Source organism: Bradyrhizobium macuxiense (genome assembly GCF_007993935.1).
Classification (GTDB): Bacteria; Pseudomonadota; Alphaproteobacteria; order Rhizobiales; family Xanthobacteraceae; genus Bradyrhizobium; species Bradyrhizobium macuxiense_A.
In genome coordinates, this window is record NZ_VITY01000001.1 from 716,021 (window position 1) to 742,686 (window position 26,666).

The window sequence follows — 26,666 nt, forward strand, 5'->3', positions numbered from 1 at the left end:
AGTCATGCAGCTTGAAACTTTTCAGCTGATCGATCGGATCGTCGACCTCAACCTCGACGCAAGGACCATTGTCGTCGAGGCGGACGTCCCGCCGGACAGCCATTCGGTGTTCGCCGGGCATTTCCCGGGCTACCCGATCATGCCCGGCGTGCTGCTCACCGAAGCGATGGCGCAGAGCTCGGGCTGGCTGATCCTTGGTCTGACCAAGTTCGAGCGCATGCCCTTCCTCGCCATGGTCAAGGAAGCCAAGATGCGTGGCTTCGTCAGCCCCGGCTCGACACTGACGATCGAAGCCAAGATCGAACACGAAGGTTCAGGCTTCACCGTGACCTCGGCGAAGGTCCGCGTCGGCAAGGAGCTCAAATGCAACGCCGAGCTGACCTTCCGTCATATCCCCTTCCCCAGCCCGGACTTGCGCGTGCACATGGATGCGATGGCCACCAAGATCGGGTTTCCGCAGCAGGCAATGAGTAATGGCTGAGAAGGAAGTCTGGATCACCGGCGTCGGCCTGCTCTCGTCCCTCGGCGAGGGGCTGGATGCGCATTGGCAGGCGCTCGGTGAAAAGCGCGTCAATGCCGACGACAAGCGGCTCGCGCCATACGTGATCCATCCGATCGCCCCGGTCAGCTTCGACGCCCAGATCCCGAAGAAGGGCGATCAGCGTCAGATGGAGACGTGGCAGCGCATCGGCACCTATGCCGCCGGGCTGGCGCTTGATTCCGCTGGTGTCAAAGGCAATCAGGAAATCCTGTCGCGGATGGACATGATCATCGCTGCCGGTGGCGGCGAGCGTGACCTCAATGTCGACCTTGCGATCATGAACGCCGATGCGCAGGGCAAGCTGCCGCCCGCCCTGCTCAACGAGAAACTGATGAACGAGCTGCGTCCGACGCTGTTCCTGGCGCAGCTCTCCAACCTGCTCGCCGGCAACATCGCGATCGTTCACGGCGTCTGCGGGACGTCGCGCACCTTTATGGGCGAGGAAGCCTCGAGCATCGACGCCGCGCGGATCGCGGTCGCACGCATCGGCGCCGGACAGAGCGACATCGCGCTGGTCGGCGCGGCCCATAACGGCGATCGCGGCGACCTCTTGATGCTTTATTCGTTTGGCGACTTCGCCCTCAAGGATCAATACGCGCCGGTCTGGGCTCGCAGGAACCATCCGGGCTTCGCGATCGGCTCCGCCGGAGCCTTCCTGGTGATGGAATCGCGCGAGCACGCCGAGGCGCGCGGCGCCAAGCCGTACGCCAGGCTGACCAAGGTGGTCGCCGATCTTGCCAAGCGCAAGCAACCCGGCGCTGTGACGAAGTCGCTGCAGACGATGTGGCCGCAGCTCGGGGTCAGCAACGACAAGGCCGTGCTGATCACGGGCGCAACCGGCGCCGAGCCCGCGACTGCCGAAGAGCGCGAATTCCTCGGGCAGCATCCCGGCCTTGCCGTGCGCGCCACCGGTACGACCTTTGGGCACACCATGGAGGCCCAGTTCCCGCTCGGGCTCGCGCTGGCCGCGCTGTCGATTTCCCGCGGCGCGCTCTATCCGGCCAACGACCCGACCGGGCTGGAGGTTGAAAAGACCGACGCGCCAACCCAGATTGTCGTGTTGGGGGTCGGCCACTGGCAGGGCGAAGGCATGGCACTGGTCGAGGCCGTCAAGTAATTCGGCGCAAGCACCGACGGGGACACCATGACAGCACCACGCGATAAATTCGGCCGACCGATCGTCGTCGTGACCGGCATGGGAATCGTGACGTCGCTCGGCGGCGGCAAGACAGACAATTGGAAGCGCCTCACGGCGGGCGAGTCCGGCATCAGGACCGTGACGCGCTTCCCGCTCGACAGTCTGAAGACGACGATGGCTGGCGCCGTCGATTTCGTCACCGTCGACCCGTTCTCCTCGACCAGCCTGTCGCAACGTCTGGCGGAGATCGCGACCGAAGAGGCGCTGGAGCAATCCGGCATCGGCAATAAGGGCGACTTCCCCGGCCCGCTGTTTCTCGCGGTCGCGCCGATCGAGACCGAGTGGCCGCAGCGGCTCGAAATCGCGCGCGAGGTTCCGACCAAGGACTTTGGCATCATCGATTATCTGGCGACCTGCAGCGGCGGCAAGTTTGCGCACTTCCACCGGCGCTTCACCTTCGGTTCGGTCGCGCTCAACCTCGCCGAGACCTTCGGCACCAAGGGGTCGCCGATCTCGCTCTCGACGGCTTGTGCCTCCGGTGCGACCGCGATCCAGCTCGGCGTCGAGGCGATCCGCCGCGGCGAAACCGATGCAACGCTGTGCGTCGCGACCGACGGCTCGGTCAATCCCGAAGCCATGGTGCGCTTCTCGCTGCTCTCGGCTCTCTCGACCCAGAACAATCCGCCCCAGGGCGCCTCAAAGCCGTTCTCGAAGAACCGAGACGGCTTTGTGATGGCCGAAGGCGCCGGCGCGCTGGTGCTGGAGAGCTACGAGGCAGCGATGGCGCGCGGCGCGCGCATCCTGGGCGTCGTCGCCGGCTGCGGCGAGCTCACCGACTCCTTCCACCGCACCCGCTCTGCCCCCGACGGCAAGCCGGCGATCGGCTGCGTGCGCAAGACGCTCGCGGATGCCGGGATGGAGCCCGAGCAGATCGACCACATCAACGCGCACGGCACCTCGACGCCGGAAAACGACAAGATGGAATATCTTGCCACCTCGGCGGTGTTCGGCGAACACACCAAAAACATCCCGGTGTCGTCGAACAAATCGATGGTCGGCCACACCATCTCGGCCGCCGGCGCAGTCGAGGCGATCTTCTCGCTGCTCACGCTCGAGCATCAGCGGATCCCGCCGACGATCAATTACGAGGTGCCCGATCCCGCGATCCCGTTCGACGTGGTCGGCAACAAGGCGCGCGACGCCAAGGTGACCGCCGTGATGTCGAACTCGTTCGGATTTGGCGGACAAAACGCTTCGCTGATCCTGACGCGCGAGCCGGCTTAACTCGGCGCCCTCGCCTTGATGAAACGCCTGCTCCTTCGCACCAGGGCGCACCTGCGCGACGCCGCAAAGCCTGTGGCGAACGTTGCCATTGGCGCGTTGACGACCGGCCTCTTGCGCACCACGCGCTATTTCGATCCGGAGAAGACCGCACGATTCTTCGGCCATGCCGCGCATTTCATCGGCCGCCGGCTGCGTGAAGATCGCATCGGCCGCGAGAACCTCACGGCGGCCTTCCCGGAGAAGACACCGCAGGAGATCGAAGAGATCCTGACCGGCGTCTGGCACAACCTCGGACGCATCGGCGCTGAATTCGCGCATATCGACCGCATCTGGGACCATGATCCCCAGAATCCCGACAGACCGGGCCGCGTCGAATTCTCGGCGCGCAGCAAGCAGCTGTTCGACCAGTTGCGCGACGACGGCAAGCCGGCGCTGTTCTTCGCCGCGCATCTCGGCAACTGGGAGCTGTCTCCAATAGCCGCCGCGGCGCATGGGCTCGGCGCGACCATCCTGTTCCGACGGCCGAACATCGAGGCCGCCGACCGCGCCATCGAACGCATCCGCGCCGTCAACCTCGGCACGCTGGTCCCGGCCGGCCGCGACGCGCCGCTCAAGCTGGCGCAGGCGCTGAAGAACGGCCAGCACGTCGCGATGCTGGTCGATCAGTATCTGACCAACGGTGTTCCAGTGACCTTCTTCGGCCGCAAGACCACCGCGAACCCGCTGCTGGCGCGGCTGCGCCGGCAGATCGATTGTCCGATCCACGGTACGCGGATCATCCGCCTGCCCGACGGCCGCTTCCGCGGCGAGGTCACCGAGGAAGTGAAACCGGTGTTCGATGCATCCGGGCAGATCGATATCCAGGGCACGATGCAGGTGATCACCGACATCGTGGAGGGCTGGGTCCGCGAGTATCCGGATCAATGGCTCTGGCTGCACCGGCGCTGGCGGTAGGCCCTCACACGCGTCATTGCGAGCGAAAGCGAAGCAATCCACTTTTCCGCGCATGTGGAGCGATGGATTGCTTCGTCGCTTCGCTCCTCGCAATGACGGATAAATCTATCTCCCCGTCTTCACGCGCGTCCACAGCCGATTGATGATCCGCTGCGTCGCGGGATCGCGCGCCGTGATGACGAACAGCTTCTTCTGCATCGCCTCGTCGGGATAGATGTTCTTGTCGTTGAAGATCTTCGGATCGATCAGCTTCTGGCTCGCCAGATTGCCATTGGCGTAGGACAGGAAGTTGGAATTCTTCGCCGCGACCTCGGGACGGTAGAGGTAGTTGATCAGCTCATAGGCCTCCGTGACGTTCTTGGCATCCGCGGGGATCGCGAGATTGTCGAAGAACATCTGCGCGCCCTCCTTCGGGATCGTGTAGCCGATCTCGACGCCGGTCTTGGCCTCCGCCGCCCGGCTGCGCGCCTGCATGATGTCGCCCGACCATCCGACCACGAAGCAGATCTCGCCCGAGGCCAGCGCGCTGAGATATTCGGACGAATGGAATTTGCGCACATAGGGCCGGATCTTGATGACGAGATCCGCGGCCTTCTCGAGGTCGGCCTGCTTGGTCGAGTTCGGGTCGAGGCCGAGATAGCTCAGTGCCGCCGGCAGGATGTCGTCGGCGGAGTCCAGCATGTGGACGCCGCAATCCTTGAACTTGGCGAGGTTCTCCGGCTTGAACACCATGTCCCAGCTGTCGATCTTCGCGTCAGGACCGAGGATCTTCTCCGCCATCTTCACATTGTAGCCGATGCCGGTGGTGCCCCACATGTAGTTGGCGCCGTAATTGTTGCCGGGATCGTAGGTCGCGAGCTGACCCGTCACGACGGGCCATGCGTTGGCAAGGTTCGGCAGCTTCGACTTGTCGAGCTTGAGGAACACCTTCGCGGTGATCTGGCGCTGCAGAAAGTAGCCGGTCGGCACCACGACATCGTAGCCCGACTTGCCGGCGAGCAACCGGGTCTCCAGCGTCTCGTTGGCGTCGAACGTGTCGTAGACGACCTTGATGCCGGTTTCCTTGGTGAAGTCCTCGAGGACATCGGGCGCCATGTAGTTCGACCAGTTGTAGAAGTTGACCGTCCGCTCCTCCGCGCTGGCGGACGAAGCAAACAACAGAACCGTGGCGATCGTACCGACGAGGCCGACGAGACGACGGCTCTGCTTCTGCATTCTGGTCTACCTCTTGCGACGATGGACTGCGTCGGACAACCGCTCAAGCGCGGTGTCGAGCGTCGAGTCTTTCTTGGCGAAGCAGAAACGCACCACCGACGTCACCGCATCCTGCTCGTAGAACGCCGACACTGGAATAGCCGCAACCTTGTAGTCTTGCACAATTCGCCAGCAGAACTCCGCATCGGTCTCGTTGAGGCCGAGCGGCGACAGATCGACGGTGAGGAAGTAGGTCCCCTGCGACTTCAGCACCGGAAAGCCGATGCTCTCCAATCCCTTCGTCAGACGGTCGCGGCTGCGCGCCATGTCCTTGCGCATGTCGAAGAAGTAGTCGTCCGGCTTGCCGAGGCCGTACGCCACCGCCGCCTGCAGATTGGGCGCGGTCGTGAAGGTGAGGAACTGGTGCACCTTCGCGGCCACGCGCAGCAGCGGCGGCGCGGCGCAGACGAAACCGATCTTCCAGCCGGTCAGCGAGAAGATCTTGCCGGCGCTGCCGACCTTGATGGTGCGGTCGCGCATGCCGGGTATCGTGATCAGCGGGATGTGCTCGCGGCCGTCGAACACGACGTGCTCCCAGACCTCATCGCAGATCGCGACCACGTCGAACTCCTGGCAGAACCGCGCCAGCAGCTCGAGGTCCTCGCGCGGATAGACTACCGCCGCCGGGTTGAGCGGATTGTTGAACAGCACCGCCTTGGTCTTGTGGTTGAAGACGCTGCGCAGCATCTCCTCGTTCAGTCGCCACTCCGGGGGCTCGAGCCGCAACAGGCGCGGAATGCCGCCGGCCTGGCGGATGATCGGCAGATAGGAATCATAGACCGGCTGGAAGCACACCACCTCGTCGCCGGGCTCGACCACGGAGAGGATCGAGGAGGTCAGCGCCTCGGTGCCGCCAGAGGTGACCATCACCTCGGTCATCGGATCGAGCTTGAGCCCGTGCCAGTGGCCGTAATGCGATGCGATCGCCTGACGCAGTTCCGGAATACCCATCATCGACGGATACTGGTTGTAGCCGTTGATGGACGCGTCCGCGGCGGCGCGGCGGATATCCTCCGGTCCGGGATCGTCGGGAAAACCCTGGCCAAGATTGATGGCGTTGTTGTCGCGCGCAGCCTGCGACATCGCCTCGAAGATGGTGACGGGAAGGTCCGCGAAGACCTTGTTCATGGAGGTCATGTCAGGGATCAGCCGCCCGTCTTGGTCGGCAGTCCAGCCGACTTCCAGCCGATGATGCCGCCCGCCAGATGCTTGTCGTAAGGCAGGCCCGCGGCCTGGGCAGCCAGCGAGGCCGTCACCGAGCGCTTGCCGGAGCGGCAGGCGAACACCACCTGCTTGCCTTGCGGATCGGGAATCGCCGCCGGATCGAACGTCGACAGCGGCACCACGACGCCGTCGGGATAGGCCTCGACGGCAACCTCGTTGGGCTCGCGGACGTCGACCAGGAGATAGCGGCCTTCCGCTATGCCCTTCGACACCTCGTCCGGAAACAAATCTTCCACCTTGTGGTCCGCCACGGAAACATCCTCCCGACTATTCGATTGGCGAGCGTCGCACGGCCCGCCGGTCCGGGCCGCAAAGTCGCCCCTCACGCGGAGAAAATCAAGCGCTCGAAACGGGTTAGATGCCGCGCCGAAAACGCGGGATCGAGGCGCCTAGATGGTGACCTGCGTGCCGACCTCGACCACCCGCCCGGTCGGGATCTGGAAATAGTCGGTGGCGTCGTTCGAGGAGCGGCTCAGCGCGATGAACAGATGGTCCTGCCAGCTCGGCATGCCCGAATGCGCCGCCGGCTTCAGCGCGCGGCGGGACAGGAAGAACGAGGTCGACATGATGTCGAACTGCCAGCCGAGCTTGCGGGCAATCGCCAGCGTCTTCGGCACGTTGGGCTGCTCCATGAAGCCGAATTTCAGCGTCACCTTGGAGAAGGTCTCGGTCAGCTGCTCCATCCGCACCCGTTCGGACGGATCGATGCGCGGCGTCTGTGCGGTCTCGATGGTGAGGATGACGTTCTTCTCGTGCAGCACCTTGTAGTGCTTGAGGCTGTGCATCAGCGCGGTCGGTGCGCTGACGGGATCGCTGGTCAGGAACACCGCGGTGCCGGAGACGCGCTGCGGCGGCCGCTTCTCGAGCATCGCGACGAGGTCGGCGAGCGGGAATTCCAGCTTGCGCGACTTCTCGAACAGCAGCCGGCTGCCGCGCCGCCAGGTGTACATCACCACGATCATGGCTCCGCCGAGCGCCAGCGGCACCCAGCCGCCCTCGAACACCTTGAGGAGGTTGGCGGCCAGGAACGTGATGTCGAGGAACAGGAAGGGCGCGACCAGCGCGGCGGCGGCGACCGGCGACCATCTCCAGACGCGCCAGATCACCACAAAGCCCATCATCGCCGTCACCACCATGGTGCCGGTCACCGAGATGCCGTAGGCCGACGCGAGCGCGCTCGACGAGCGGAACATCAGCACCAGCACAATGACCGCGATGAACAGGAAGCGGTTGATGCGCGGCATGTAGATCTGGCCGGAATGGGCTTCGGAGGTGTGACGGATCTCGAACCGCGGCATCAGGCCGAGCTGGATGGCCTGTCGGGTCAGCGAATAGGCGCCGGTGATGACCGCCTGGCTCGCGATCACGGTCGCGAGCGTCGCAAGCGCGACCATCGGTATCAGCGCCCAGTCCGGGAACATCAGGAAGAACGGGTTCTCGATGCCCTGGGGATTCCCGATCAAGAGCGCGCCCTGCCCGAGATAGTTCAGCGCCAGCGACGGCAGCACGATGAACAGCCACGCGGTCTGGATCGGGCGTTTGCCGAAATGGCCGAGGTCGGCATAGAGCGCCTCCGCACCGGTCACGGCTAGGAACACCGCGCCGAGGGTGATGAAGCCGATCACGCCATGATGCAGCATGAACGACACCGCAAGGATCGGATTGAGCGCGTAGAGCACCTCGGGATGCCGCACGATCTGCGGCAGCGCCGCGATCGCGATCACGGCGAACCACACGCACATCACCGGGCCGAAGAAGGCCGCGACGCGCGCGGTGCCGCGCGACTGCACCGCGAACAGGACGACCAGGATCACCACCGTAAGCGGGACGACGTAGGGATCGAATGTCGAGGTCACGAGCTTGATGCCCTCGATCGCCGACAGCACCGAGAGCGCCGGCGTGATCACGGCATCGCCGTAGAACAGCGCGCCGCTGATGATGCCGAGCAGCACGATGGCGCCGGCGCCCTTGGTGGCCACGCGCTGCGCCAGCGCCATCAACGCCAGCGTGCCGCCCTCGCCATTGTTGTCGGCGCGCAAGAGGATCACGACGTATTTCAGCGTGACGACCACGATCAGCGCCCACAGGATCAGCGACACCACGCCGAGCACCGCATGCGCCGTCACCCCGCCCTCGCCGCCGGCCGCCGCCACGACGGCTTCGCGCAGCGCGTACAGCGGGCTGGTGCCGATGTCGCCATAGACGACGCCGATGCTGCCGAGCATCAGCGCCTTGAAGGTGGCGGTTGAATGCGCCTCGCCATGGCCGTTTGCCGCGGGCGTTTCCGCCGCGGTGATCGCACTCTCGGATGACATGGGAAGCTGCGCCTCTGTCTTCTGCCGCACTGCACAATGCCGGGTTGCAGGCCTATACTCCCGGCAGGAATGCATAGGTTAGCACGGATTCAGGCCTCCACTATGCGTAACACGCATAGATCACGGCTTTTCAACGCCGGAATTCGCTGTTGGCTCAAATAGTTACCTGGGTACCCACTTCAACCACCCGGCCGGTCGGGATCTGGAAATAGTCGGTGGCATCATTGGCGGACCGGCTCATCGCGATGAACAGATGGTCCTGCCACTGCGGCATCCCGGACTGGGCCGACGGCTTCAGCGAACGGCGCGACACGAAGAACGAGGTCGACATGATGTCGAACTGCCAGCCGAGCTTGCGCGCGACCGCCAGCGCCTTCGGCACGTTCGGCGATTCCATGTAGCCGAAGCGCAGCCGCACCGCGGTGAACTTGTCGCTGACCTTCTCCATGTAGACGCGCTCCGACAAATCGACGCGCGGCGTCGGCGCGGTCTCGATGGTCAGGATCACGTTGTGCTCGTGCAGCACCTTGTTGTGCTTGAGATTGTGCAGCAGCGCGGTCGGCACGAAGCTGGGGTCGCTGGTCAGGAACACCGCGGTGCCCTTGACGATGTGCGGCGGCCGCTTCTCCAGGCTATGGATCAGGTCGCGCAGCGGCACCTCGATGCGGCGGGTCTTGGCGATCAGGATCGCGGCGCCGCGCCGCCAGGTCCAGATCATCGTCGCCATGACAACGCCGAACAGCAGCGGCACCCAGGCGCCTTCGAACAGCTTCAAGAGATTGGCGCTGAAGAAGGTCATGTCGACGATCACGAACGGCAGGATCAATGCGGCGGCCGACGCCACGCGCCAGTTCCACAGCTTCCAGATCACGATGAAGCCCATGATGCCGTCGGCGACCATCGTGGTGGAGACGGCGATGCCGTAAGCCGAGGCGAGCCCGCTCGAGGTGCGGAACAGCAGGACCAGCAGCAGCACGCCGATCAGCAGCAGCCGGTTGACGCGCGGCAGATAGATCTGCCCGGCGTGGGTCTCCGAGGTGTAGCGGACCTCGAAGCGCGGCAACAGGCCGAGCTGCACCGCCTGGCTGATCAGCGAATAAGCGCCGGTGATGACCGCCTGGCTCGCGATCACGGTCGCGGCGGTGGCAAGCCCGATCAGCGGCAGCAGCAGCACCTCCGGCACCATGCGGTAGAACGAGTTCTCGATTGCGGCGGGATCGGACAGCACCAGCGCGCCCTGCCCGAAATAGTTCAGCAGCAGCGACGGCAGCACGAAGAACAGCCAGCCGGACTGGATCGGCTTGCGGCCGAAATGCCCGAGATCGGCGTACAGCGCCTCGCCGCCGGTCACCGCGAGAAACACCGCGCCCAAGGTCACCAGGCCGACGGTGCCGTGGGTCAGCAGGAACTGGATCGCGTAATAGGGATTGATCGCCGCCAGCACCGACGGATCGTCCATGATGTGGACGACCCCCATCACCGCGAGCGAGGCGAACCACACCACCATGACCGGCCCGAACGCGGAGGCGACGCAGGCGGTGCCGCTACGCTGCACCGCGAACAGCACGACCAGGATCAGGATCGTCAGCGGCACCACATAGTGCTCGAGATGCGGCGTCGCGAGCTTGAGGCCCTCGACCGCCGACAGCACCGAGATCGCCGGCGTGATCATGGAATCGCCGATGAACATCGAGGCGCCGACCACGCCGAGCGCAAGCAGCGGCCAACTGCGCCGTCCGATCGCGCGCTGGCCGAGCGCCATCAGCGAGAGCGTGCCGCCCTCGCCATTGTTGTCGGCGCGCAGCAGCAGCAGCACGTATTTCGCGGTGACGACGGTGAACAGCGCCCAAAGGATCAGGCTGAGCACCCCTAACACCATGATGCGCGTGACCGGCTGGCCGTGCGCGGCGCCGCCGACCGCCTCGCGGAATGCGTAGAGCGGCGAGGTTCCGATATCGCCGAACACCACCCCGATACTGCCCAGCGTCAGGGCCCAGAAACCGGAGCTGGCATGGCCTGCTCCTTGGCCTGTGCCTTGGCCCGCGCCTTGGGCTTCCTGGGCTTCGGTGGATGAGACGCTGACAGCCATGGCGAGGTTGGAACGCCCGATCGGTTGATTTTGATCCGCGCGGCTATCGACGCTTCCGCTCCGCCTGTCAACCAACCAACGCGGCTAGCCCGACGGTAGCATGGTATCTTGCGGCTACGGCTTCAAATCCGGCGGCAATGGCGGATTTTCCCGCATCAACGTGATGGTCACGCGACGGTTGGCCGGCAGCGTCGGATCGTCGGGAAACAGCGGCTGGCCGTCGGCCTTGCCGGAAACCGCGAAAATGTGCGACGGCGGCAGCCCTTCCCGCTCCAGGATCTGCCGCACCGCGTTGGCGCGGTCGGCGGACAGGTCGAAGGCGTCGTAATCGCTGCGCGCCGGCACGAAGCCTGCGGCTGTATGCCCCACGATCGCGACCCGCAGCGGCGTCGCCTTCAAGGGTGCTGCGAGCTTCTGGATCAGTCGGCGGGTGCGCTCATACGGCTCCCTGGAACCGTCGGCGAACATCGAGCGGCCGTCCTGGTCGACGATCTCGAGGTTGAGCCCCTCCTTGGTCTCCTCGAACATGATGTTCTTGGAAATCTCGGTCAGCTCCGGCATGTCCTGCAGCGCCTGCCGCAGCGAGGCGGAGGCGAGCGCGAATTCGCGGTCGATCTTCAGCCGCGCGCCGTTGATCTGGCTGCGCTCCTTCTCGTCCGGCGTCGGATTGGCCGAGGACTCCTCTGGCGAGATGTGCTCGACATTCTTCAGCTTCGGCCGGGTCGGCAGGCCGTCGGACTCGACGATGCCGGAATAGCGCACATTGGTCTGCACGCCGAAGGCGTCGCGCATCGAGCCGGCGACGATCTTCAGCTTGTTGTTATCCATGGTCGAGAACGCGACGAGCATCACGAAGAAGCTCATCATCAGGCCCATCAAGTCGGCGAAGGTCACGAACCAGCCGTGACCTCCGGTATGGGCGTCGCCGCGCTTTTTCTTGGCCATTGTCGCGTTTTCCGAGCGCGCCGGCCGGTCAGGCCGGAACCGGCTCGCCTTCCTCGTGGCGATGCTTCTCCGGCAGATAGGCCAGCAGCATCTCGCGCACCAGCGCCGGGCTCTTGGAATCGCGGATCATCAGGATGCCGTCGATGATCAGCGTGCGGTTGGTCTCCTCGTCGAGCAGCTTGCCGTGCAGCTTGTCGGCGATCGGCAGGCAAAACAGGTTGGCGACCAGCGCGCCGTACAGCGTCGCGAGCAGCGCGGTCGCCATGAACGGGCCGAGCTTGGAGGGATCGGTCATATTGGCGAACATCTGCACCATGCCGATCAGCGTGCCGATCATGCCGAAGGCCGGCGCACAGTCGCCGATCGCGCGATAGATCTTGCTGCCCTCGTCGAGGTGCATCAGGAAATTGTCGCGGTCGCGCTCCATGTTGTCGCGAATGAATTCGAGGTCGTAGCCGTCGGCGACGTAGCGGATGCCCTTGGCGAGGAACGGCTCGTCGGTTTCGACCTTCTCGAGGCCGACCGGGCCCTGCTTGCGGGCGATCTCGGCGATGCGGGCGAGCTCCTCGACGAGGTCGCGCGCGGACAGCCGGCTCATCGTGAATGCAAATTTGGCGCCGAGCGGCAGGCCATGCAACATCACGCCGAGCGGAAAGCGGATCATCGTCGCTGCAATCGAACCGCCGAAGATGATGATCATGGCATGTTCGGAAATGAACATGTGCAGGTCGCCGCCCATGAACATCATCACCGCGATGACGATGATGCCGGCCAGCAGCCCGGCGCCTGTCATGATATCCATGAAAAACTCCAACGCGAACGCAACCCGCCTGTCCTGGACGGCGCACAGCCCAAGGCGGGCCGCGTGGAAAAACCCTAACGTTAATGCCATTAAGGACGCGTTACCGAATTTAGTAGGGATAACAACGGGTAAACGGCTGCCTTTTCGCGATGTCGTTGAAGATGCTGGCTTTCCGCATGCAACGCGATCGCCGCATGCGCAAAAGACCTCCCCGTAGAACAACGGACATGAGATAGCTTGGGGCAGAGCGTTTTCGAGCGAAGTGGGTACCGGTTCGCGTGAAGAAAACGCGTCAACACAAGAATCTAGAGCCCCGTTCCGATTCAATCGGAACGGAAAAGGCTCTAGAGGAAACCAACCAGCGAGCAGGACAGAATGAAGGCGGTCGTCGTCGAGCAATATGCACCCATCGATCAGATCGGACTGAAGGAGATCGCCACCCCCGAACCCGCCGCCGGACAGATCCGCATCCGGGTCCACGCCGCGAGCATCGGCTTCGTCGATGGGCTGAAGGTCGAGGGCCGCTACCAGACCAAGGATGCGCTGCCCTTTACGCCGGGCGCGGAATTCGCCGGCGTGGTCGATGCGGTCGCAAGCGGCGTCACTGGCATCACCCCGGGCATGCGGGTGATGGGCGCGGCGCGCTCGGGCGCGCTCGCCGAGCACATCGTGGTGCCGCCTGAGGCCGTCGAGATCATGCCCGACGGATTGGCGATGGAAGCCGCCGCGGCGTTCCGCACCAACTATCTCACGGCGCTGTATGCGCTCGGCGAGCGCGGCGCGCTCAAGGCCGGCGAACAGTTGCTTGTGCTCGGTGCCGCCGGCGGCACCGGCGTCGCCGCAATCCAGGTCGGCAAGCTGCTCGGCGCGCGCGTCATTGCCGCGGCCTCGAGCGAGGAGAAGCGCAACTTCGCCGCAAGCTTCGGCGCCGATGCCGTCGTCGACTACACCAAGTCCGATTGGCGCGACGCGCTGAAGGATGCGACCGGCGGCCAGGGTCCCGATGTGATCTTCGATCCGGTCGGTGGCGAGGTCTCGCTGCAGGCGTTCCGCTCGATCGCCTGGAACGGCCGCCATGTCGTGGTCGGCTTTGCGGCCGGCAGCATTCCTGCGCTGCCGTTCAATCTGCCGCTGCTGAAGGGCGGCCTCCTGATCGGCGTCGATGCCGCCCAGATCGCGCGCCGCGAGCCCGAAGCGCAGGCGCGCGTGATGACGCAATTGTCGGCGTGGCTGAACGAGGGCCGCCTGACGCCGGTTGTCGGCAAGGTGTTTGCGTTTGACGATTTCCGTGCGGCGTTCACGACCATGCAGACCCGCGCCGCGCTCGGCAAGATGGTGGTGCGGATCGGGTAGCGGGAGAAGCATCGCCCTCGCCTCACACTCGGTGTCGTCCCTGCGAAAGCAGGGACCCATACGCCGCGGCTTGTGTTGTGATTGGGACTCGTCATTCCAGCGAAACACACTCATCAGCACTTGTGGTTATGGGTTCCTGCTTTCGCAGGGACGACACTGAATGCGTTGGACGGTCTGCGAGTCATGCACCCGCGCTCTCGCGACATCATCTGTCCGAGCCTTGCTTGTCTTCCCGCCCTCTCTTGAAGAGGGCGCAGGGAAAGCCGGGTGCCGATCGCACCCATGGGCCCCGTGCAAAAGGTAGAAAGCACGGGGGTAGCACCACAGGTGTAACCGGAGACAACCCGGCTTTCCCTGCGCGATGGGCTACGGCTTACTTCGTGCTCTCCCCGGCGAGACTGGGCTTTGTTGTCACCGTCTCCGCAACGCGCACCGCGCAATTCGAGAGACACCTGCCATTAGGGCGTCAGGACCACACGACTTCACCGTCCGCGTCACGCGCACTCGTCAGTTGCGCAATCGGCGTCCACCGCATCTCGACCCGCGTTCGTGACGACCGCGAAGCGCCCCTCGATCGGGTGAGACGGACAGACCATACACTGAGTTGCCCTTCTGATAAATCGAAATGTTTTTGCCGAGCCGGATTGACAGGTTTTGACTGAGTTGCCCGTCGTGTCGCATGGGCAACAGCGGTCCGAACAATCGAAGAATGGGTAAGCCGTCCCATTCTTCTTCGGGCAATTCCGCGCATTGATGAATTGCAGTTCATTCGGCTCGAGTGCAGAACCCTCCGATTGGTTCCTAATTTGCAGGCTATTGCGGCCGGGAACGAGTTCAATATGCTGACGTTACCGCCTACGTCATCCGATTGCATCGATGGGGCGGCTCATTTGGGTGTTGTGCGCGAATGCATTCAAACGCAACTGGCTTCACAGATAGTCAACGGCTTCAACTGCTGATCGACGCGATCGTCGACTACGCGATTTATCTGGTCGATCCTGACGGCACGATCGCGAGCTGGAATTCCGGCGCGACCCGAATGAAGGGATATACCGCCGACGAGATCATCGGGCGCCCTTTGTCGATCTTCTATACGCCCGAAGATCAAGCCGCCGGATTGCCGCTGAAGGCGTTGGCGATCGCCACCGAGCAAGGACGATTTAGCTCGGAAGGCTGGCGCGTGCGCAAGGATGGAAGCCGCTTTTGGGCGACCGTGGTGATCGAGCCTGTGCGGGATCACAAGGGGTCGCTGATCGGATTCGCCAAGGTCACACGCGACATCACCGAACGTCAGGAAGCAGGTCAGGCCCTCATAGAGAGCGAACGGCGCTATCGCCGACTGATCGAAGCGGTGGTTGACTATGCCATTTTCCAGCTTGACGCGAAGGGCTTCGTCGTCACCTGGAATCCGGGCGCTGAACGGATCAAGGGGTACACGCCGGAGGAAATCATCGGCCGGCACTTCTCGCAGTTCTACACGGAGGAGGATCGCGCAAATCGGAAGCCTCAACTCGCGCTCGAGCAAGCCGCGCAAAGCGGTCGGTTCGAAGCCGAGGGATGGCGTGTACGCAAAGACGGCTCGAAGTTCTGGGCGTCGGTCGTCATCGACCGGATCGCGGACGAAAGCGGTGCACTGATCGGGTTTGCCAAAATTACCCGCGACATCACCGAACGGCGCACCGCGCAGGAGACGTTGGCCAAGATCCAGGATCAATTGCTTGCCTCGCAAAAGCTCGAGGCTGTCGGACAGCTCAGCGGAGGCGTCGCGCACGATTTCAACAATCTGCTGATGATCGTGATCGGCAATTTGGAAACGATGGAGCGGCACGCCAGGCAGCTTGCCAGCAACGCCAACTTTCAGCGCGCCTTATCTCATGCGAAACGCGGCGCCCAGCGTGCAGCGAGCCTGACCGGCCGCCTGCTCGCCTTTTCGCGGCGCCAGGCTCTTGCCCCGAAACCGATCGAACTGAACAACTTCCTCAACGGGCTGCAGGACTTTCTGCAACGGACCCTTGGCGAGCGCGTCGAGGTTCAGACGGTCGGCAGCGCCGGGCTCTGGCAGATTGAAGCGGACCCGAACCATCTCGAATCTGCCATGCTCAACCTTGCGATCAATGCGCGCGATGCGATGCCGGACGGCGGCAAACTGACGATCGAGGCGGTCAACGTATCTGCGGACTATGAGTATTGCCTGCGAAATCCTGAACTCAATCCCGGGCAATATGTGGTGATCAGCGTAACGGACACAGGCCTTGGCATGAGCCGGGACACGCTGGACCACGCATTCGAGCCGTTCTTCACGACCAAGGAAACCGGACAGGGCACGGGTCTCGGCCTCAGTCAAGTATACGGCTTCGTGAAGCAGTCGGGTGGCCATATCAAGATCTACAGCGAGCTCGGTTACGGCACCAACATCAAGATGTACTTCCCCCGCCACCGTGGCCCTGCCGTGGAGCAGGAGGAGATCGACGAACCGGTCGCCGAGGCTGAATCGAGCAAGGTCGAGACGATCCTGGTCGTTGAAGATGACGAGGATCTTCGCACCTATGTTAGTGAGCTGCTGCGCGAGCTGAATTATCGTGTTCTGACGGCGGGGAGCGCGCAGGCCGCGCTGACCATCCTGCTGCAGGACCAGCCGCATATCGACCTCGTTCTGACCGACGTGGTGATGCCGGGCATGAACGGTCGCGAACTCGGGAAACGTGCTGCAGAGATGCGGCCGGGACTGAAGATTCTGTACATGACGGGCTATTCGCAAAACGCGGTCATCCACCACGGCAGGCTGGACCAGGGCGTCGATCTCCTGGAGAAGCCGGTCTCACAGGCCAAGCTTGCCTTGCGGGTCCGCGAGATACTCGATCGCCGGTAGTATTCGCAGGAAGCGGCGGAGCGCAGCGATACCCGTCCGACCATGGTTTGCCCGCCTGCGGTCCGGCGGCAAATTATCACAGGTTATTGTCGCGCGCTTCCGTGCCACCTTACCGTTGGTCGAGAGCCGCATTCGGGGACCGGAAATGCAGGACATGCTGACGCATCTCGAAAAACTTCGCACCGACGCCGCGGAGTGCGCCTTGATCCGTGACCTGGCAACGGATGTCCGAAAGCGCGAGCTGTTCAGCAAGCTTGCCGAGCATCTGAGTGCTCTCGCCGCGGAAGTCGAAAGCACCATTGCGGCGGCGCACAGGGAGGGCGAAGCCACCTAGTCGGCGCTACATCACCCGTTCAAAGGTATCGATGCTTGTCGTGACCGCTCGCCACCAGTTCAACGGCTTCAGTGTCGCCGGTTCGCCCTCCCCGGCTGCAACCAGCGCCTTGTCGGACACCACGAACCACGCCGTTTCCATTTTCCCGTCGCGAAGCAAACCTGCATAGGAGACGACACGATCGCCCGCCGCCGAAGACCCGACCGACGAAAAACCGATGCAATTGCCCTGGTGGACGCCGACGATCGGGACCGTCTGACCGTAAAAGCCGCTATCGGCAAGCGCGGTACGAAAGGTCCCCTCGATGCGGCCATCCGCCTCGCTGATGATCTCGACGATCGATCCATACTGGTTCTGCCACTTGCCGACCCACGTCATCTCGGCCTCCCGTTACCGCACGCTCTCGGCCCCGAAAGAGTGGACAACATATGGAGGAAATCGATGTTCCGGTGGGACGCCAACATCTGGTGCAGCAATCGGCCGATTGGAACCACCGTGGCGTCGGCGTATTGTCGTTCACCCGCCGGTTGAATGGTAATATACTGCTAGCTCCGATATGCGTGGCGAAGCGCGCCTACCCGCCGGGGACATTAGCCGGCATCTGTTGCACTTCAGGATCTTTCATTTGGCACAAATTGCATCTCCAGCATCCAGCAATGTGCCCCGGTCACGCGGGCGGACCATCGCCGCCAGAGACGCGCAATGAAGATGGACAAAGCCATCTGGTACGTCTCGTTCGCGCTGAGAGATCCCGACGCCGGACACCACCGCTTCGCGCGCCAGACCCGCACCTTCACGACCGAGCAGGATGCCAAGGCCTTCGCACGCACCCTGCTCGTTCAGACGCAGGACGTCAGCGCCGGCACGATCAATCCGCACATGCCACGGCGCGTGATCGCACCGGCGGCGATCACGTCGTGGGCCGGCGAGAGCTGAGCTCCGCGTCTCCACGCAATGCCGCGACAGCACGCCGACAAGTGTTGAGCACGAGCGTCCGGCCAAGTGCATGCACCGGTTGACCGGGGCCTCGATGCTTCGGGGTTCAGGCCGATATTAGCCAGCCGACACCTCGGGCGCCCCCTTCGGCCGTGATCCAAACCAGTCGGTCAACGAGCACTGCCCTAGACAGGCTGTATCACCTGGAGGATCATGCGGCGATGGGCGAACCGGGGCGACGCCATGGACGTCGGAGGTTGGCTGCGGAGGCTTGGCCTCGAACGATATGAGGCGGCGTTCCGCGACAATGAGATCGACGACGAGGTCCTGCCGAGCTTGACGGCGGAGGACTTGAAGGAGCTCGGTGTCTCGGCTCTCGGGCATCGCCTCAAGCTGCTCAACGCCATTGCGCTTCTGCGTGCTCAGGCGGACGGGCCAACGCCACCGCCCGAGGCCCCCTCGGCATCCGACCAGCACGCCCGCGACACCGCCGAACGCCGCCAGGTCACCGTGATGTTCTCGGATCTCGTCGGTTCGACAGCCCTCTCGACACGCATGGACGCCGAGGACCTGCGCGAGGTCATTTCAGCCTATCAGAGATGCGTCACCGATACGGTCCGCCGGTTCGGCGGGTTCGTCGCCAAATATATGGGCGACGGAGTTCTCATCTATTTCGGCTATCCAGCGGCGCATGAAGATGACGCCGAGCGCGCCGTTCGGGTCGGCCTCGCGCTGATCGATGCGGTCGCGACCCTCACGGCTCCCGAGCCCCTGCAGGTGCGCATTGGGGCTGCCACCGGGATGGTTGTGGTCGGAGACCTCGTGGGGTCCGGCGAAGCATTGGAGCGCGGCATTGTCGGCGAGACGCCGAACCTCGCGGCACGCCTTCAAGGCATTGCCGAACCAAACATGGTCGTCATCGCCGAGGACACCTCAAGGCTCCTCGGCAATCTGTTCGAGCTGCGTGACCTCGGACCAAGGGAGCTGAAGGGAATCGGCGGGAAGGTGCGAGCTTTCGCGGTGCTGCGGGCAAGTTCGGCCCAGGGCCGCTTCGAAGCCATGCATGGCGGCGAGCTCACGGCACTGGTGGGACGGGACGAACAGCTTGAACTGTTGTTGCGGCGGTGGGCGAAAGCCAAGACCGGCCAGGGCCAGTTGGTGCTGCTCTGCGGAGAGGCCGGAATCGGCAAATCCAGGCTCTCCGCCGCGCTGATGGAGAAGCTTGCGGACGAACCGCACGCGCGAATGCGCTACTTCTGCTCGCCGCAACACACGGACAGCCCGTTTTATCCAATCATCGGGCAGTTCGAACGTGCCGCCGGCTTTGCGCACGATGACACCCCGCAAGCCAGGCTCGACAAGCTGGACACGCTCCTGGCGCAGACCTCGACGCCCGGCGAGGATGCGGCATTGCTGGCCGAGATGTTGTCGCTTCCCAACGACGGCCGCTTCCCTGCCACCGAGCTTGCTCCCGAACAGCAGCGCCAGAAGACCCTGGAAGCACTCGGCGCCCAATTGGAGGTTCTGGCGCGCTCGAGCCCCGTGCTGATGATTGTCGAGGATGCGCACTGGGGCGACCCCACGAGCATGGAAGGCTTCGGTCGCATGATGGATCGGATCGCGACGCTCCCCGTGCTCATGATCGTGACATTCCGGCCCGAACTGGCGACACCTTGGGCCGGACGAGCGCATGTAACGACGCTTGCGCTCAATCGGCTGGGCCATCGCGACGTCCACGGCATGATCGACCGCGTCGTCGGCAGCCATTCCCTTCCGGCGGACATCAGGGAAGATATCGTCGAGCGTACCGACGGCATCCCGTTGTTCGTCGAGGAGATGACAAAGGCAGTGGCGGAGGCCATGGCCGAGTTGGGAGCGATGCAGACGGCAGCGGCGGTGCCCTCCCCGGCGTTGGCGGTGCCAGCGAGCTTGCATTCCTCCTTGATGGCGAGGCTCGATCGGCTGGGCGTAGAGGCGAAGGCAATCGCCCAGATCGGAGCAGCGATCGGACGAGAATTCTCGCACCTGGTATTGGTTACAGTGGCATCACGCAGCGATCGCGAGCTCAAGCCGTCTCTGGACAAACTGCTGGAAGCCGGATTGATCCTTCGACTGGGCGACCTGTCACAAGCCAATTATGTCTTCAAGCATGCGCTCGTGCGCGACGCAGCCTACGGCACATTGCTGCGCCGGCCCCGCAGGGACCTTCATGCTCGGATCGCCCGTGCTCTCGAACAGCAGAGGCCTGATATCGTCCGAGTATCTCCTGAAAGTCTGGCGCATCACTATACGGAAGCCGGCATGATCGAGCGCGCGGCAACACTGTGGGGAGCGGCCGGACGACGCTCCCACGCGCGTTCGGCGCTGGTGGAGGCCGAGGCTCAACTGAGCCGGGCACTCGGCCAGATCGAGACGTTGCCGTCGAGCCCGTCGCTGCGCCGGGAGCAGATTACGCTCCAGGTCGACCTGCTGACCGTTCTCATGCATACTAGGGGCTACGGCGCCGAACAAACCAAGGCCGCCGCGGAGCGCGCCCGCGTCCTGATCGAGCAGGCGGAGGCAATCGGGGAAGCCCCCGAGGACCCGCTGCTGCTGTTTTCGGTGATCTACGGTTTTTGGGTTGTCAACATCGCCGCGTTCAACGGCGATGCGGCCCGCGCGCTCGCGGACCAATTCATGCAGCTTGCGACAAGGCAGGCCAGCTCCGGCCCGCTCTTGCTGGCTCATCGCATGGTCGGAATGACATTGATGTCGGTCGGCAACCCCGTGGCGGGCAGAGAGCATCTCGACCAGGCGATCGCACTGTATGACGCTGCGGAGCACCGCGACCTCGCAGCGCGTTTTGGCACCGACGCCCAGGTCGCGATCCTGGAATGGCGGTCTCGGACTCACTGGCTTCTAGGTTTGCCGCAGGCAGCGCGCGATGATGTCGACCAGTCGTTCATCCGCGCCCGGGAAATCGATCATGCCGGCACCTTGATGCATGCCTTGGCGCATTCCACCGCGACCCTGATCCTCCTGGGCGATGCCGCGGAGGCAGGCGCGCGCGCCAACGAGCTGTTTGCGCTGGCCCAAAACAAGGGATCATCGTATTGGAGCGCGAATGCCTCGATGTGGCTGGGCTGCCTGATGGTGCAGGCTGACCACGCATTGGAAGCCGTTGGCAGCCTGACCTCATCCATCGAATCCTATCGTTCGACCGGCGCCACGATATATATCCCGTTCGTGATGTCATATCTTGCCGAAGCGCATTCCCGGCTTGGGCAGCATGATGAAGCGCTCGACGTGATCGACCGCGCCATCGCCATGGCACAGAGCACGAAGGAACAATGGTGCGAGGCCGAACTCTACCGGACCAAGGCCGAAGTGGTTCTGCGAAAGGGAGCGATCGCTCCGGCAGAGTCTCACTTGCAACGCGCAGTCGGGATTGCACGCCTGCAGCAGGCCAAGGGCTGGGAGCTGCGCGCGGCCATCAGCCTTGGCAGGCTGTGGGGTCATAACGGCAAACGCACCGAGGCCCGCGAGGTTCTCGCTTCGGTTTACGGCTGGTTCACCGATGGGTTTGACACATTCGACTTGAGGCAAGCCAGGGCATTGCTGGACGACCTGGCGCGATGACGGATTTGTGGCCGTGAGGGTCGGCACGGAGCGTCGGCTGCCAGCCCCTTCGCGGCGCGTGATCGCGACGGCGGCGATCACGGCGTGGGCCGGCAAGAGCTGAGGGTTGCCTCCTCTTCACGGTAACCACCTGACAGTCGCTCCGGCGCGACACGGCCGCAGGCGCCCTAGCCAATCCCGCAGCGGGCAGTCAGAATGCGCGTCCTGTCGGCCCATGAGCAAGACTGTGGCAAAGCCATCGCAAACTTCGCCGTTCGCACCGTTCGAGTGGATGCTCTCAGCGCGTTACTTGCGGGCGCGGCGCAGGGAAGGCTTCATTTCTGTCATCGCCGGGTTTTCGTTCCTCGGCATCATGCTTGGTGTCGCCACGCTGATCATCGTCATGGCGGTCATGAACGGCTTTCGTAAGGAACTGCTGGGCAAGATTCTCGGCCTCAACGGCCACATTCTGGTGCAACCCGTGGAAAGGCCGCTGACCGACTGGCAGGATGTCGCCGAGCGCATCAACCAGGTGCAGGGCATCCGACTCGTCGTACCGGTGGTTGACGGCACTGCGCTGGCATCGACGTCCGACGCGTCCGGTGTCCTCGTCCGCGGCATTCGCGCCGCCGACCTCTCGCGCCTCCCCTCCGTCAGCAACACCATCAAGGGGTCGATCGAGCATTTTGACGAGGGCCAAGGGATTGTCATCGGCCGCCGGCTTGCCGATCAACTCTCGGCGCATGTCGGCGACAGCATCACGCTCGTCGCGCAGCGTGGTGCGAGCACCCCGATGGGCGTCATGCCACGGATCAAGAAGTATCCGATATCGGCCGTGTTCGAGATCGGGATGTCCGAATATGACGCCGGCCTGGTCTTCATGCCGATCGCGGAGGCGCAGGCCTATTTCAACCGCGGCACGAACGTCACCGGGATCGAGGTCTTCACGATCGATCCGGATCACATCGACCAGTTTCGCAAGGCGGTGCTGGAAGCGGCCGGCCGCCCGGTCTTCCTGGTGGATTGGCGTCAACGCAACACGACCTTCTTTGGCCTGCTTCAGGTCCAACGCAACGTGATGTTCGTGATCCTGACCATGATCGTGCTGGTGGCAGCGCTGAACATCGTGTCGGGACTGATCATGCTCGTGAAGGACAAGGGCAGCGATATCGCAATCCTCCGGACGATGGGCGCCTCACAGGGCTCCATCATGCGGATCTTCCTGATCACCGGAGCGTCGATCGGCGTGGTGGGGACGCTGGTCGGCTTCACGGTCGGCCTTGTCGTCTGCCGCCACATCGAAGCGATCCGTCAATTCCTGTCATGGCTGACCGGCAGGCAGCTCTTCCCGCCCGAACTGTATTTCCTGTCAGAGCTGCCTGCGGAGATCGATATTGCGGAGACCGCCGCAGTCGTGATCATGGCACTGACGCTGGCGTTCCTCGCAACGCTCTATCCATCCTGGCGCGCCGCGCGGCTCGATCCGGTCGAAGCATTCCGGTAACGCGGCTCTCCTAGAGGAAGCGCGACGGCGCGAACGGCGCGAGCGGAATCTCCGGCGCCTGGCCGCTGAGCAATTGCGCGACCAGCCGGCCGGTGCGGGCCGAGCCGACCAGGCCGACATGGCCGTGGCCGAACGCATAGACCACGTCGCGCGAGGCGCGGCTATGGCCGATGCAGGGGCGTCCGTCGGGCATGCTCGGGCGATGGCCGAACCAGGTCTTGATCCGCGACGGCGGGATATCCCTCGGCAGCTTCGGGAACATGCTGAAGAGATGCTCGCGCAGGATCTCGGCGCGCTTCCAGTTCGGCTCGGCGTCGAGCCCGGCGATCTCCACCGTGCCGGCGGCGCGCAGGCCCCTGTCGGTCCAGTTGACGACCATCTTGGCGTCCGAGGCCATCATCGAATTGCGCGGTCCGGATTCCGGGCTCTCGATCATGACGTGATAGCCACGCTCGGTTTCCAGCGGCAGCCGATCGCCGATCGATGCGGTCAGTTGCTTCGAGCGCGCGCCGGCGGCGACGACCGCCGCATCGCAGGCGATCTCGCCGCTCTCGGTGACCACGGCAACGAGCCTGTCGCCCGCAAGCCTGAGGCCTGTCGCCTTGGCGGCGATACGCTCGGCGCCGTTCGCAATCGCATGCGCGGCGAGCGCCGTGACATAGGCACCGGGATCGCGGCAGCGTCCGGCCTCCTCGACCACGACGCCGAACTTGTAGCGCGGATGCAGATCGGGCTCGCGCTGACGCATCTCGTCTTCATCGAGCTCCAGCCATTCGATGCCGACGCGCTTGCGGATGCGCCAGCCGAGGTCGCGGTCGAACGGCGCGCGCGAGGGAAACACGTGCATCACCCCGCGCCGCTCGATCAGCTCGGGCACGCCGGCTTCCTCGGCGAGCCGCCGGTGCAGCAGCGGCGCGTCCTTGAGGAGATCGCGCATCGCCCGTGCGGTGGCCTCGACCTGCGCCTCGGTCCAGCTCGACAGCAGATACTTGACCAGCCACGGCAAGGCCTTCGGCAGATAGGACCAGCGGATCGCGAGCGGCCCGAGCGGGTCCATCAGATAGCCCGGCACCTTCTTCCAGGTGCCAGGTTCGGCCGGCGGGATCACCGAATGCGACGACAGCCAGCCGGCATTGCCATAGCTCGCCGCCTGCTGACCGCCGGGTTCGCCCGGATCGATCAGCGTGACGCGGTGGCCGCAACGCAGCGCCTCGATAGCCGAGATCACGCCGACCGCGCCGGCGCCGATGATCGCGACGTGACGGCCGGCTGACTCTGGCATCAGCTCGCGGCCTGCGGCTGGAAGTCCTTGCCGACCGACAGCGCGCGCTGATCGACCAGGCAGTGCAGGATCGCCGGCTTGCCGGAGGCCAGCGCCCGCTCGAAGGCCGGCGCGAAATCCTCGGTGCGCTCGACCCGCTCGCCATGGCCGCCGAACGCCTTGGCGTAAAGCGCGAAGTCCGGATTCTTGAGCTGGGTGCCGACGACGCGGCCGGGATAGTCGCGCTCCTGATGCATGCGGATGGTGCCGTATTGCGCGTTGTCGATGACGACCACGATCAGGGCTGCGTCGTACTGCACGGCGGTGGCGAACTCCTGCCCATTCATCAGGAAGCAGCCGTCGCCGGCGAACGCGACGACGACGCGATCCGGATGATGCCGCTTGGCCATCACGGCCGCCGGCACGCCATAGCCCATCGAGCCCGAGGTCGGCGCGAGCTGCGCCGCGAAGCTGTGGAAGCGATGGTGGCGATGAATCCAGCCGGCATAATTGCCGGCGCCGTTGCAGACGATCGCATCCTTCGGCAGCCGATCGCGCAGCCAGGTCACGACCTCGCCATATTGGAAATTGCCCGGCAGCTCGCGCGGCTTGTCGGTCCAGGCCAGATAATCGGCGTGCGCCTTCGCCGCCTCGCCCTTCCAGGCGGGCGCGGCTGCGGGCTTCATGGTCTCGACCGCGGCGGCGAACGCTGCCGGCGTCGCCTGGATCGCCAGCGCCGGCTGGTAGACGCGGCCGAGCTCCTCGGTGCCGGGATGGACGTGGATCAGCTTCTGGCTCGGCGTGGGAATGTCGAGCAGCGTGTAGGACGACGACGGCATTTCCGACATGCGGCCGCCGATCAGCAGGATGACGTCGGCGCCGGTGATGCGGTCTTTCAGTTTCGGGCTCGGGCCGATGCCGAGATCGCCGGCATAATGCGAGTGATCGGCGTCGATCAGCGAGGCACGACGGAACGAGGTGGCGACCGGGAGATCAAAACGCTCGGCAAAGCGCGCGATGCCCTTCGCCGCCTGTTCGGTCCAGCCCGAGCCACCGAGCACCACGATCGGCGCCTTGGCGGATGCGAGCATCGCGCCGAGCCGTTCGAGATCCGAGGGCGCCGGCCAGGTCGCCGCAGGCTCGACCTTCGGCGCGTCGGCGACGGCCGCGGTTTCAGTCAGCATGTTCTCCGGCAGCGAGATCACGACCGGGCCGGGCCGGCCCTGCAGCGCGACGCGGAACGCGCGCGCGACCAGTTCCGGAATGCGGTCGGGACGATCGATCTCGACCGCCCATTTCGCCATGGTGCCGAACACCGCCTTGTAGTCGAGCTCCTGGAACGCCTCGCGTTCGCGCATGCCGGTGTCGACCTGACCGACGAACAGGATCATCGGAGTGGAATCCTGCATCGCGATGTGCACGCCATGGGCCGCATTGGTCGAGCCCGGGCCGCGGGTGACGAAGCAGATGCCGGGACGTCCGGTGAGCTTGCCATAGGCTTCCGCCATCATTGCCGCCCCACCCTCGGCGCGACAGATCACGACGTCGATCGGGCTGTCATGCAGGGCGTCGAGCGCCGCCAGATAGCTCTCGCCCGGCACGCAGGTGACGCGCTCAACGCCTTGCGCGACCAGCTGGTCGATCAGGATCTGGCCTCCGGTGCGGGCATTGCTTTTGGTCATGAGGGCTCCCTGCGGGCATTGGCGCGCCTTGGCGTCGCGCGGAACGTGGTCCCACGGGGTATGATAGACCGAAATATGGTGCAAGGCCGAAGCCGCGTCGCGAGGCCGCAGCGGCGTCAAGCCATGCGATAGGCAATGGGCAACGTCGTTTCGTCGTCGATTTCCGCAGAGCGGACGATCGCCGGCTGGATCGCAGCGGCCCGGCCGGCGCGCAAGCCGGTCGTCATCGTCCTGCGATCGACAGACACATCGTGCGTCGCCCGGCTCAACCTGCGCGAGCTTCTTTCAACGGCTCTAGCGGCGATGCAGCAGTGTGCGAGCGAGAACGATCGGCAAGCTGCACCGTCAGAACCATTGCGCGCGACGACGGCGCGAAACGATCGACACGATGCGCTTTGCAGCGCGCGTGACCCCGGCGCGGCACAATCTGCATACACTTTCCGTCAAATGCACTCTAACAAACATTAAGTGCGCGCGCGGTTGTTTCCGTAAGACTACGGTGCGACGCGAGGTCATTTCACGACTTCTTCGCGAGATCGCGCCAATTTCACAGCAAATCGGTGCGTAGCGCGCCGATTTCGGCG

At 64.3% G+C, this 26,666-nt stretch carries 21 protein-coding genes; 11 read left to right on the plus strand and 10 right to left on the minus strand.

From position 1 onward, the window contains the following. The first annotated feature begins 4 nt into the window (after positions 1–4). The 4 genes from FBZ93_RS03440 to FBZ93_RS03455 are packed head-to-tail and all read left to right on the plus strand — an operon-like array spanning position 5 to position 3,917. A complete protein-coding gene (locus tag FBZ93_RS03440) occupies positions 5–481 on the plus strand; it encodes a 3-hydroxyacyl-ACP dehydratase FabZ family protein (RefSeq protein WP_074129845.1) in 477 nt (158 codons plus the stop codon). Continuing rightward, positions 474–1,658 carry a beta-ketoacyl-ACP synthase gene (locus tag FBZ93_RS03445; RefSeq protein ID WP_146984548.1) on the plus strand — a complete coding sequence of 395 codons (1,185 nt, stop codon included), beginning with the start codon at positions 474–476 and terminating at the stop codon, positions 1,656–1,658. Before FBZ93_RS03440 ends, FBZ93_RS03445 begins: the two co-directional genes overlap by 8 nt. Before the next feature lie 27 nt (positions 1,659–1,685). Then, a complete protein-coding gene (locus FBZ93_RS03450) occupies positions 1,686–2,963 on the plus strand; it encodes a beta-ketoacyl-ACP synthase (protein WP_146984549.1) in 1,278 nt (425 codons plus the stop codon). Positions 2,964–2,981: 18 nt separating this feature from the next. Further along, entirely contained in the window at positions 2,982–3,917 is a 936-nt protein-coding gene (locus FBZ93_RS03455) for a lipid A biosynthesis lauroyl acyltransferase (protein WP_146984550.1), read from the plus strand. Between the two features lie 105 nt (positions 3,918–4,022). Here the strand turns inward: FBZ93_RS03455 and FBZ93_RS03460 are convergent, their stop codons facing one another. The 7 genes from FBZ93_RS03460 to FBZ93_RS03490 form a co-directional block, all read right to left on the minus strand. Continuing rightward, positions 4,023–5,132, minus strand: a complete 1,110-nt coding sequence (locus tag FBZ93_RS03460; protein WP_146984551.1) for a polyamine ABC transporter substrate-binding protein — start codon at positions 5,130–5,132, stop codon at positions 4,023–4,025. Positions 5,133–5,138: 6 nt separating this feature from the next. After that, complete coding sequence (locus FBZ93_RS03465) at positions 5,139–6,308, minus strand: aminotransferase (RefSeq protein ID WP_167528890.1); 1,170 nt, start codon at positions 6,306–6,308, stop codon at positions 5,139–5,141. 8 nt (positions 6,309–6,316) lie between these two features. After that, the gene (locus tag FBZ93_RS03470) at positions 6,317–6,646 is read right to left on the minus strand and encodes a rhodanese-like domain-containing protein (protein ID WP_146984553.1); all 330 of its coding nucleotides are present in this window, start codon (positions 6,644–6,646) and stop codon (positions 6,317–6,319) included. Positions 6,647–6,784: 138 nt separating this feature from the next. After that, the gene (locus FBZ93_RS03475; RefSeq protein WP_146984554.1) at positions 6,785–8,710 is read right to left on the minus strand and encodes a potassium transporter Kup; all 1,926 of its coding nucleotides are present in this window, start codon (positions 8,708–8,710) and stop codon (positions 6,785–6,787) included. Positions 8,711–8,864: 154 nt separating this feature from the next. Then, the gene (locus FBZ93_RS03480; RefSeq protein ID WP_146984555.1) at positions 8,865–10,799 is read right to left on the minus strand and encodes a potassium transporter Kup; all 1,935 of its coding nucleotides are present in this window, start codon (positions 10,797–10,799) and stop codon (positions 8,865–8,867) included. 114 nt (positions 10,800–10,913) lie between these two features. Then, on the minus strand, positions 10,914–11,744 hold the full coding sequence (locus FBZ93_RS03485; protein ID WP_146984556.1) for an OmpA/MotB family protein: 831 nt from the start codon (positions 11,742–11,744) through the stop codon (positions 10,914–10,916). Between the two features lie 28 nt (positions 11,745–11,772). Then, complete coding sequence (locus FBZ93_RS03490; protein ID WP_050418782.1) at positions 11,773–12,546, minus strand: motility protein A; 774 nt, start codon at positions 12,544–12,546, stop codon at positions 11,773–11,775. A 375-nt stretch (positions 12,547–12,921) separates the two neighbouring features. Between FBZ93_RS03490 and FBZ93_RS03495 the strand changes: the two genes are divergently transcribed. From FBZ93_RS03495 to FBZ93_RS03505, 3 genes are all read left to right on the plus strand, one after another. After that, positions 12,922–13,899: an NADPH:quinone oxidoreductase family protein gene (locus tag FBZ93_RS03495; protein ID WP_146984557.1), complete on the plus strand. Its 978-nt coding sequence runs from the start codon at positions 12,922–12,924 to the stop codon at positions 13,897–13,899. A gap of 907 nt (positions 13,900–14,806) precedes the next feature. Beyond that, complete coding sequence (locus FBZ93_RS03500) at positions 14,807–16,768, plus strand: hybrid sensor histidine kinase/response regulator (RefSeq protein ID WP_146984558.1); 1,962 nt, start codon at positions 14,807–14,809, stop codon at positions 16,766–16,768. Positions 16,769–16,913: 145 nt separating this feature from the next. Next, complete coding sequence (locus tag FBZ93_RS03505; RefSeq protein ID WP_146984559.1) at positions 16,914–17,102, plus strand: hypothetical protein; 189 nt, start codon at positions 16,914–16,916, stop codon at positions 17,100–17,102. A 6-nt stretch (positions 17,103–17,108) separates the two neighbouring features. Here FBZ93_RS03505 and FBZ93_RS03510 read toward each other — a convergent pair whose 3' ends face one another. Then, the gene (locus tag FBZ93_RS03510; RefSeq protein WP_146984560.1) at positions 17,109–17,480 is read right to left on the minus strand and encodes an avidin/streptavidin family protein; all 372 of its coding nucleotides are present in this window, start codon (positions 17,478–17,480) and stop codon (positions 17,109–17,111) included. A gap of 324 nt (positions 17,481–17,804) precedes the next feature. On the opposite strand from FBZ93_RS03510, the gene FBZ93_RS03515 reads away from it, so the two are divergent. The 3 genes from FBZ93_RS03515 to FBZ93_RS03525 all read left to right on the plus strand — a co-directional run bounded on the left by FBZ93_RS03515 (position 17,805) and on the right by FBZ93_RS03525 (position 23,139). Then, positions 17,805–18,038 (plus strand): hypothetical protein, encoded by a 234-nt coding sequence (locus tag FBZ93_RS03515; protein WP_146984561.1) that lies wholly within the window; start codon positions 17,805–17,807, stop codon positions 18,036–18,038. A 243-nt stretch (positions 18,039–18,281) separates the two neighbouring features. Continuing rightward, positions 18,282–21,656: an ATP-binding protein gene (locus tag FBZ93_RS03520; protein WP_167528891.1), complete on the plus strand. Its 3,375-nt coding sequence runs from the start codon at positions 18,282–18,284 to the stop codon at positions 21,654–21,656. A 214-nt stretch (positions 21,657–21,870) separates the two neighbouring features. Beyond that, entirely contained in the window at positions 21,871–23,139 is a 1,269-nt protein-coding gene (locus tag FBZ93_RS03525; RefSeq protein ID WP_146984563.1) for a lipoprotein-releasing ABC transporter permease subunit, read from the plus strand. A 10-nt stretch (positions 23,140–23,149) separates the two neighbouring features. On the opposite strand, the gene FBZ93_RS03530 is transcribed toward FBZ93_RS03525, so the two are convergent. Both FBZ93_RS03530 and FBZ93_RS03535 read right to left on the minus strand, forming a co-directional pair. Then, the gene (locus FBZ93_RS03530) at positions 23,150–24,421 is read right to left on the minus strand and encodes an NAD(P)/FAD-dependent oxidoreductase (protein ID WP_146984564.1); all 1,272 of its coding nucleotides are present in this window, start codon (positions 24,419–24,421) and stop codon (positions 23,150–23,152) included. After that, positions 24,421–26,082 carry a thiamine pyrophosphate-binding protein gene (locus FBZ93_RS03535; RefSeq protein ID WP_146984565.1) on the minus strand — a complete coding sequence of 554 codons (1,662 nt, stop codon included), beginning with the start codon at positions 26,080–26,082 and terminating at the stop codon, positions 24,421–24,423. Before FBZ93_RS03535 ends, FBZ93_RS03530 begins: the two co-directional genes overlap by 1 nt. A 135-nt stretch (positions 26,083–26,217) precedes the next feature. On the opposite strand from FBZ93_RS03535, the gene FBZ93_RS03540 reads away from it, so the two are divergent. Then, positions 26,218–26,550: a hypothetical protein gene (locus FBZ93_RS03540; protein WP_146984566.1), complete on the plus strand. Its 333-nt coding sequence runs from the start codon at positions 26,218–26,220 to the stop codon at positions 26,548–26,550. The last annotated feature ends 116 nt before the right edge of the window (positions 26,551–26,666 follow it).

Coding starts and splice junctions, on each gene's coding strand:
- FBZ93_RS03440 (WP_074129845.1), top strand. CDS start 5: ATGCAGCTTGAAACTTTTCAGCTGATCGATCGGATCGTCGACCTCAAC.
- FBZ93_RS03445 (WP_146984548.1), top strand. CDS start 474: ATGGCTGAGAAGGAAGTCTGGATCACCGGCGTCGGCCTGCTCTCGTCC.
- FBZ93_RS03450 (WP_146984549.1), top strand. CDS start 1,686: ATGACAGCACCACGCGATAAATTCGGCCGACCGATCGTCGTCGTGACC.
- FBZ93_RS03455 (WP_146984550.1), top strand. CDS start 2,982: ATGAAACGCCTGCTCCTTCGCACCAGGGCGCACCTGCGCGACGCCGCA.
- FBZ93_RS03460 (WP_146984551.1), bottom strand. CDS start 5,132: ATGCAGAAGCAGAGCCGTCGTCTCGTCGGCCTCGTCGGTACGATCGCC.
- FBZ93_RS03465 (WP_167528890.1), bottom strand. CDS start 6,308: ATGACCTCCATGAACAAGGTCTTCGCGGACCTTCCCGTCACCATCTTC.
- FBZ93_RS03475 (WP_146984554.1), bottom strand. CDS start 8,710: ATGTCATCCGAGAGTGCGATCACCGCGGCGGAAACGCCCGCGGCAAAC.
- FBZ93_RS03480 (WP_146984555.1), bottom strand. CDS start 10,799: ATGGCTGTCAGCGTCTCATCCACCGAAGCCCAGGAAGCCCAAGGCGCG.
- FBZ93_RS03485 (WP_146984556.1), bottom strand. CDS start 11,744: ATGGCCAAGAAAAAGCGCGGCGACGCCCATACCGGAGGTCACGGCTGG.
- FBZ93_RS03490 (WP_050418782.1), bottom strand. CDS start 12,546: ATGGATATCATGACAGGCGCCGGGCTGCTGGCCGGCATCATCGTCATC.
- FBZ93_RS03495 (WP_146984557.1), top strand. CDS start 12,922: ATGAAGGCGGTCGTCGTCGAGCAATATGCACCCATCGATCAGATCGGA.
- FBZ93_RS03500 (WP_146984558.1), top strand. CDS start 14,807: ATGCATTCAAACGCAACTGGCTTCACAGATAGTCAACGGCTTCAACTG.
- FBZ93_RS03505 (WP_146984559.1), top strand. CDS start 16,914: ATGCAGGACATGCTGACGCATCTCGAAAAACTTCGCACCGACGCCGCG.
- FBZ93_RS03510 (WP_146984560.1), bottom strand. CDS start 17,480: ATGACGTGGGTCGGCAAGTGGCAGAACCAGTATGGATCGATCGTCGAG.
- FBZ93_RS03515 (WP_146984561.1), top strand. CDS start 17,805: ATGAAGATGGACAAAGCCATCTGGTACGTCTCGTTCGCGCTGAGAGAT.
- FBZ93_RS03520 (WP_167528891.1), top strand. CDS start 18,282: ATGGACGTCGGAGGTTGGCTGCGGAGGCTTGGCCTCGAACGATATGAG.
- FBZ93_RS03525 (WP_146984563.1), top strand. CDS start 21,871: ATGAGCAAGACTGTGGCAAAGCCATCGCAAACTTCGCCGTTCGCACCG.
- FBZ93_RS03530 (WP_146984564.1), bottom strand. CDS start 24,421: ATGCCAGAGTCAGCCGGCCGTCACGTCGCGATCATCGGCGCCGGCGCG.
- FBZ93_RS03535 (WP_146984565.1), bottom strand. CDS start 26,082: ATGACCAAAAGCAATGCCCGCACCGGAGGCCAGATCCTGATCGACCAG.
- FBZ93_RS03540 (WP_146984566.1), top strand. CDS start 26,218: ATGGGCAACGTCGTTTCGTCGTCGATTTCCGCAGAGCGGACGATCGCC.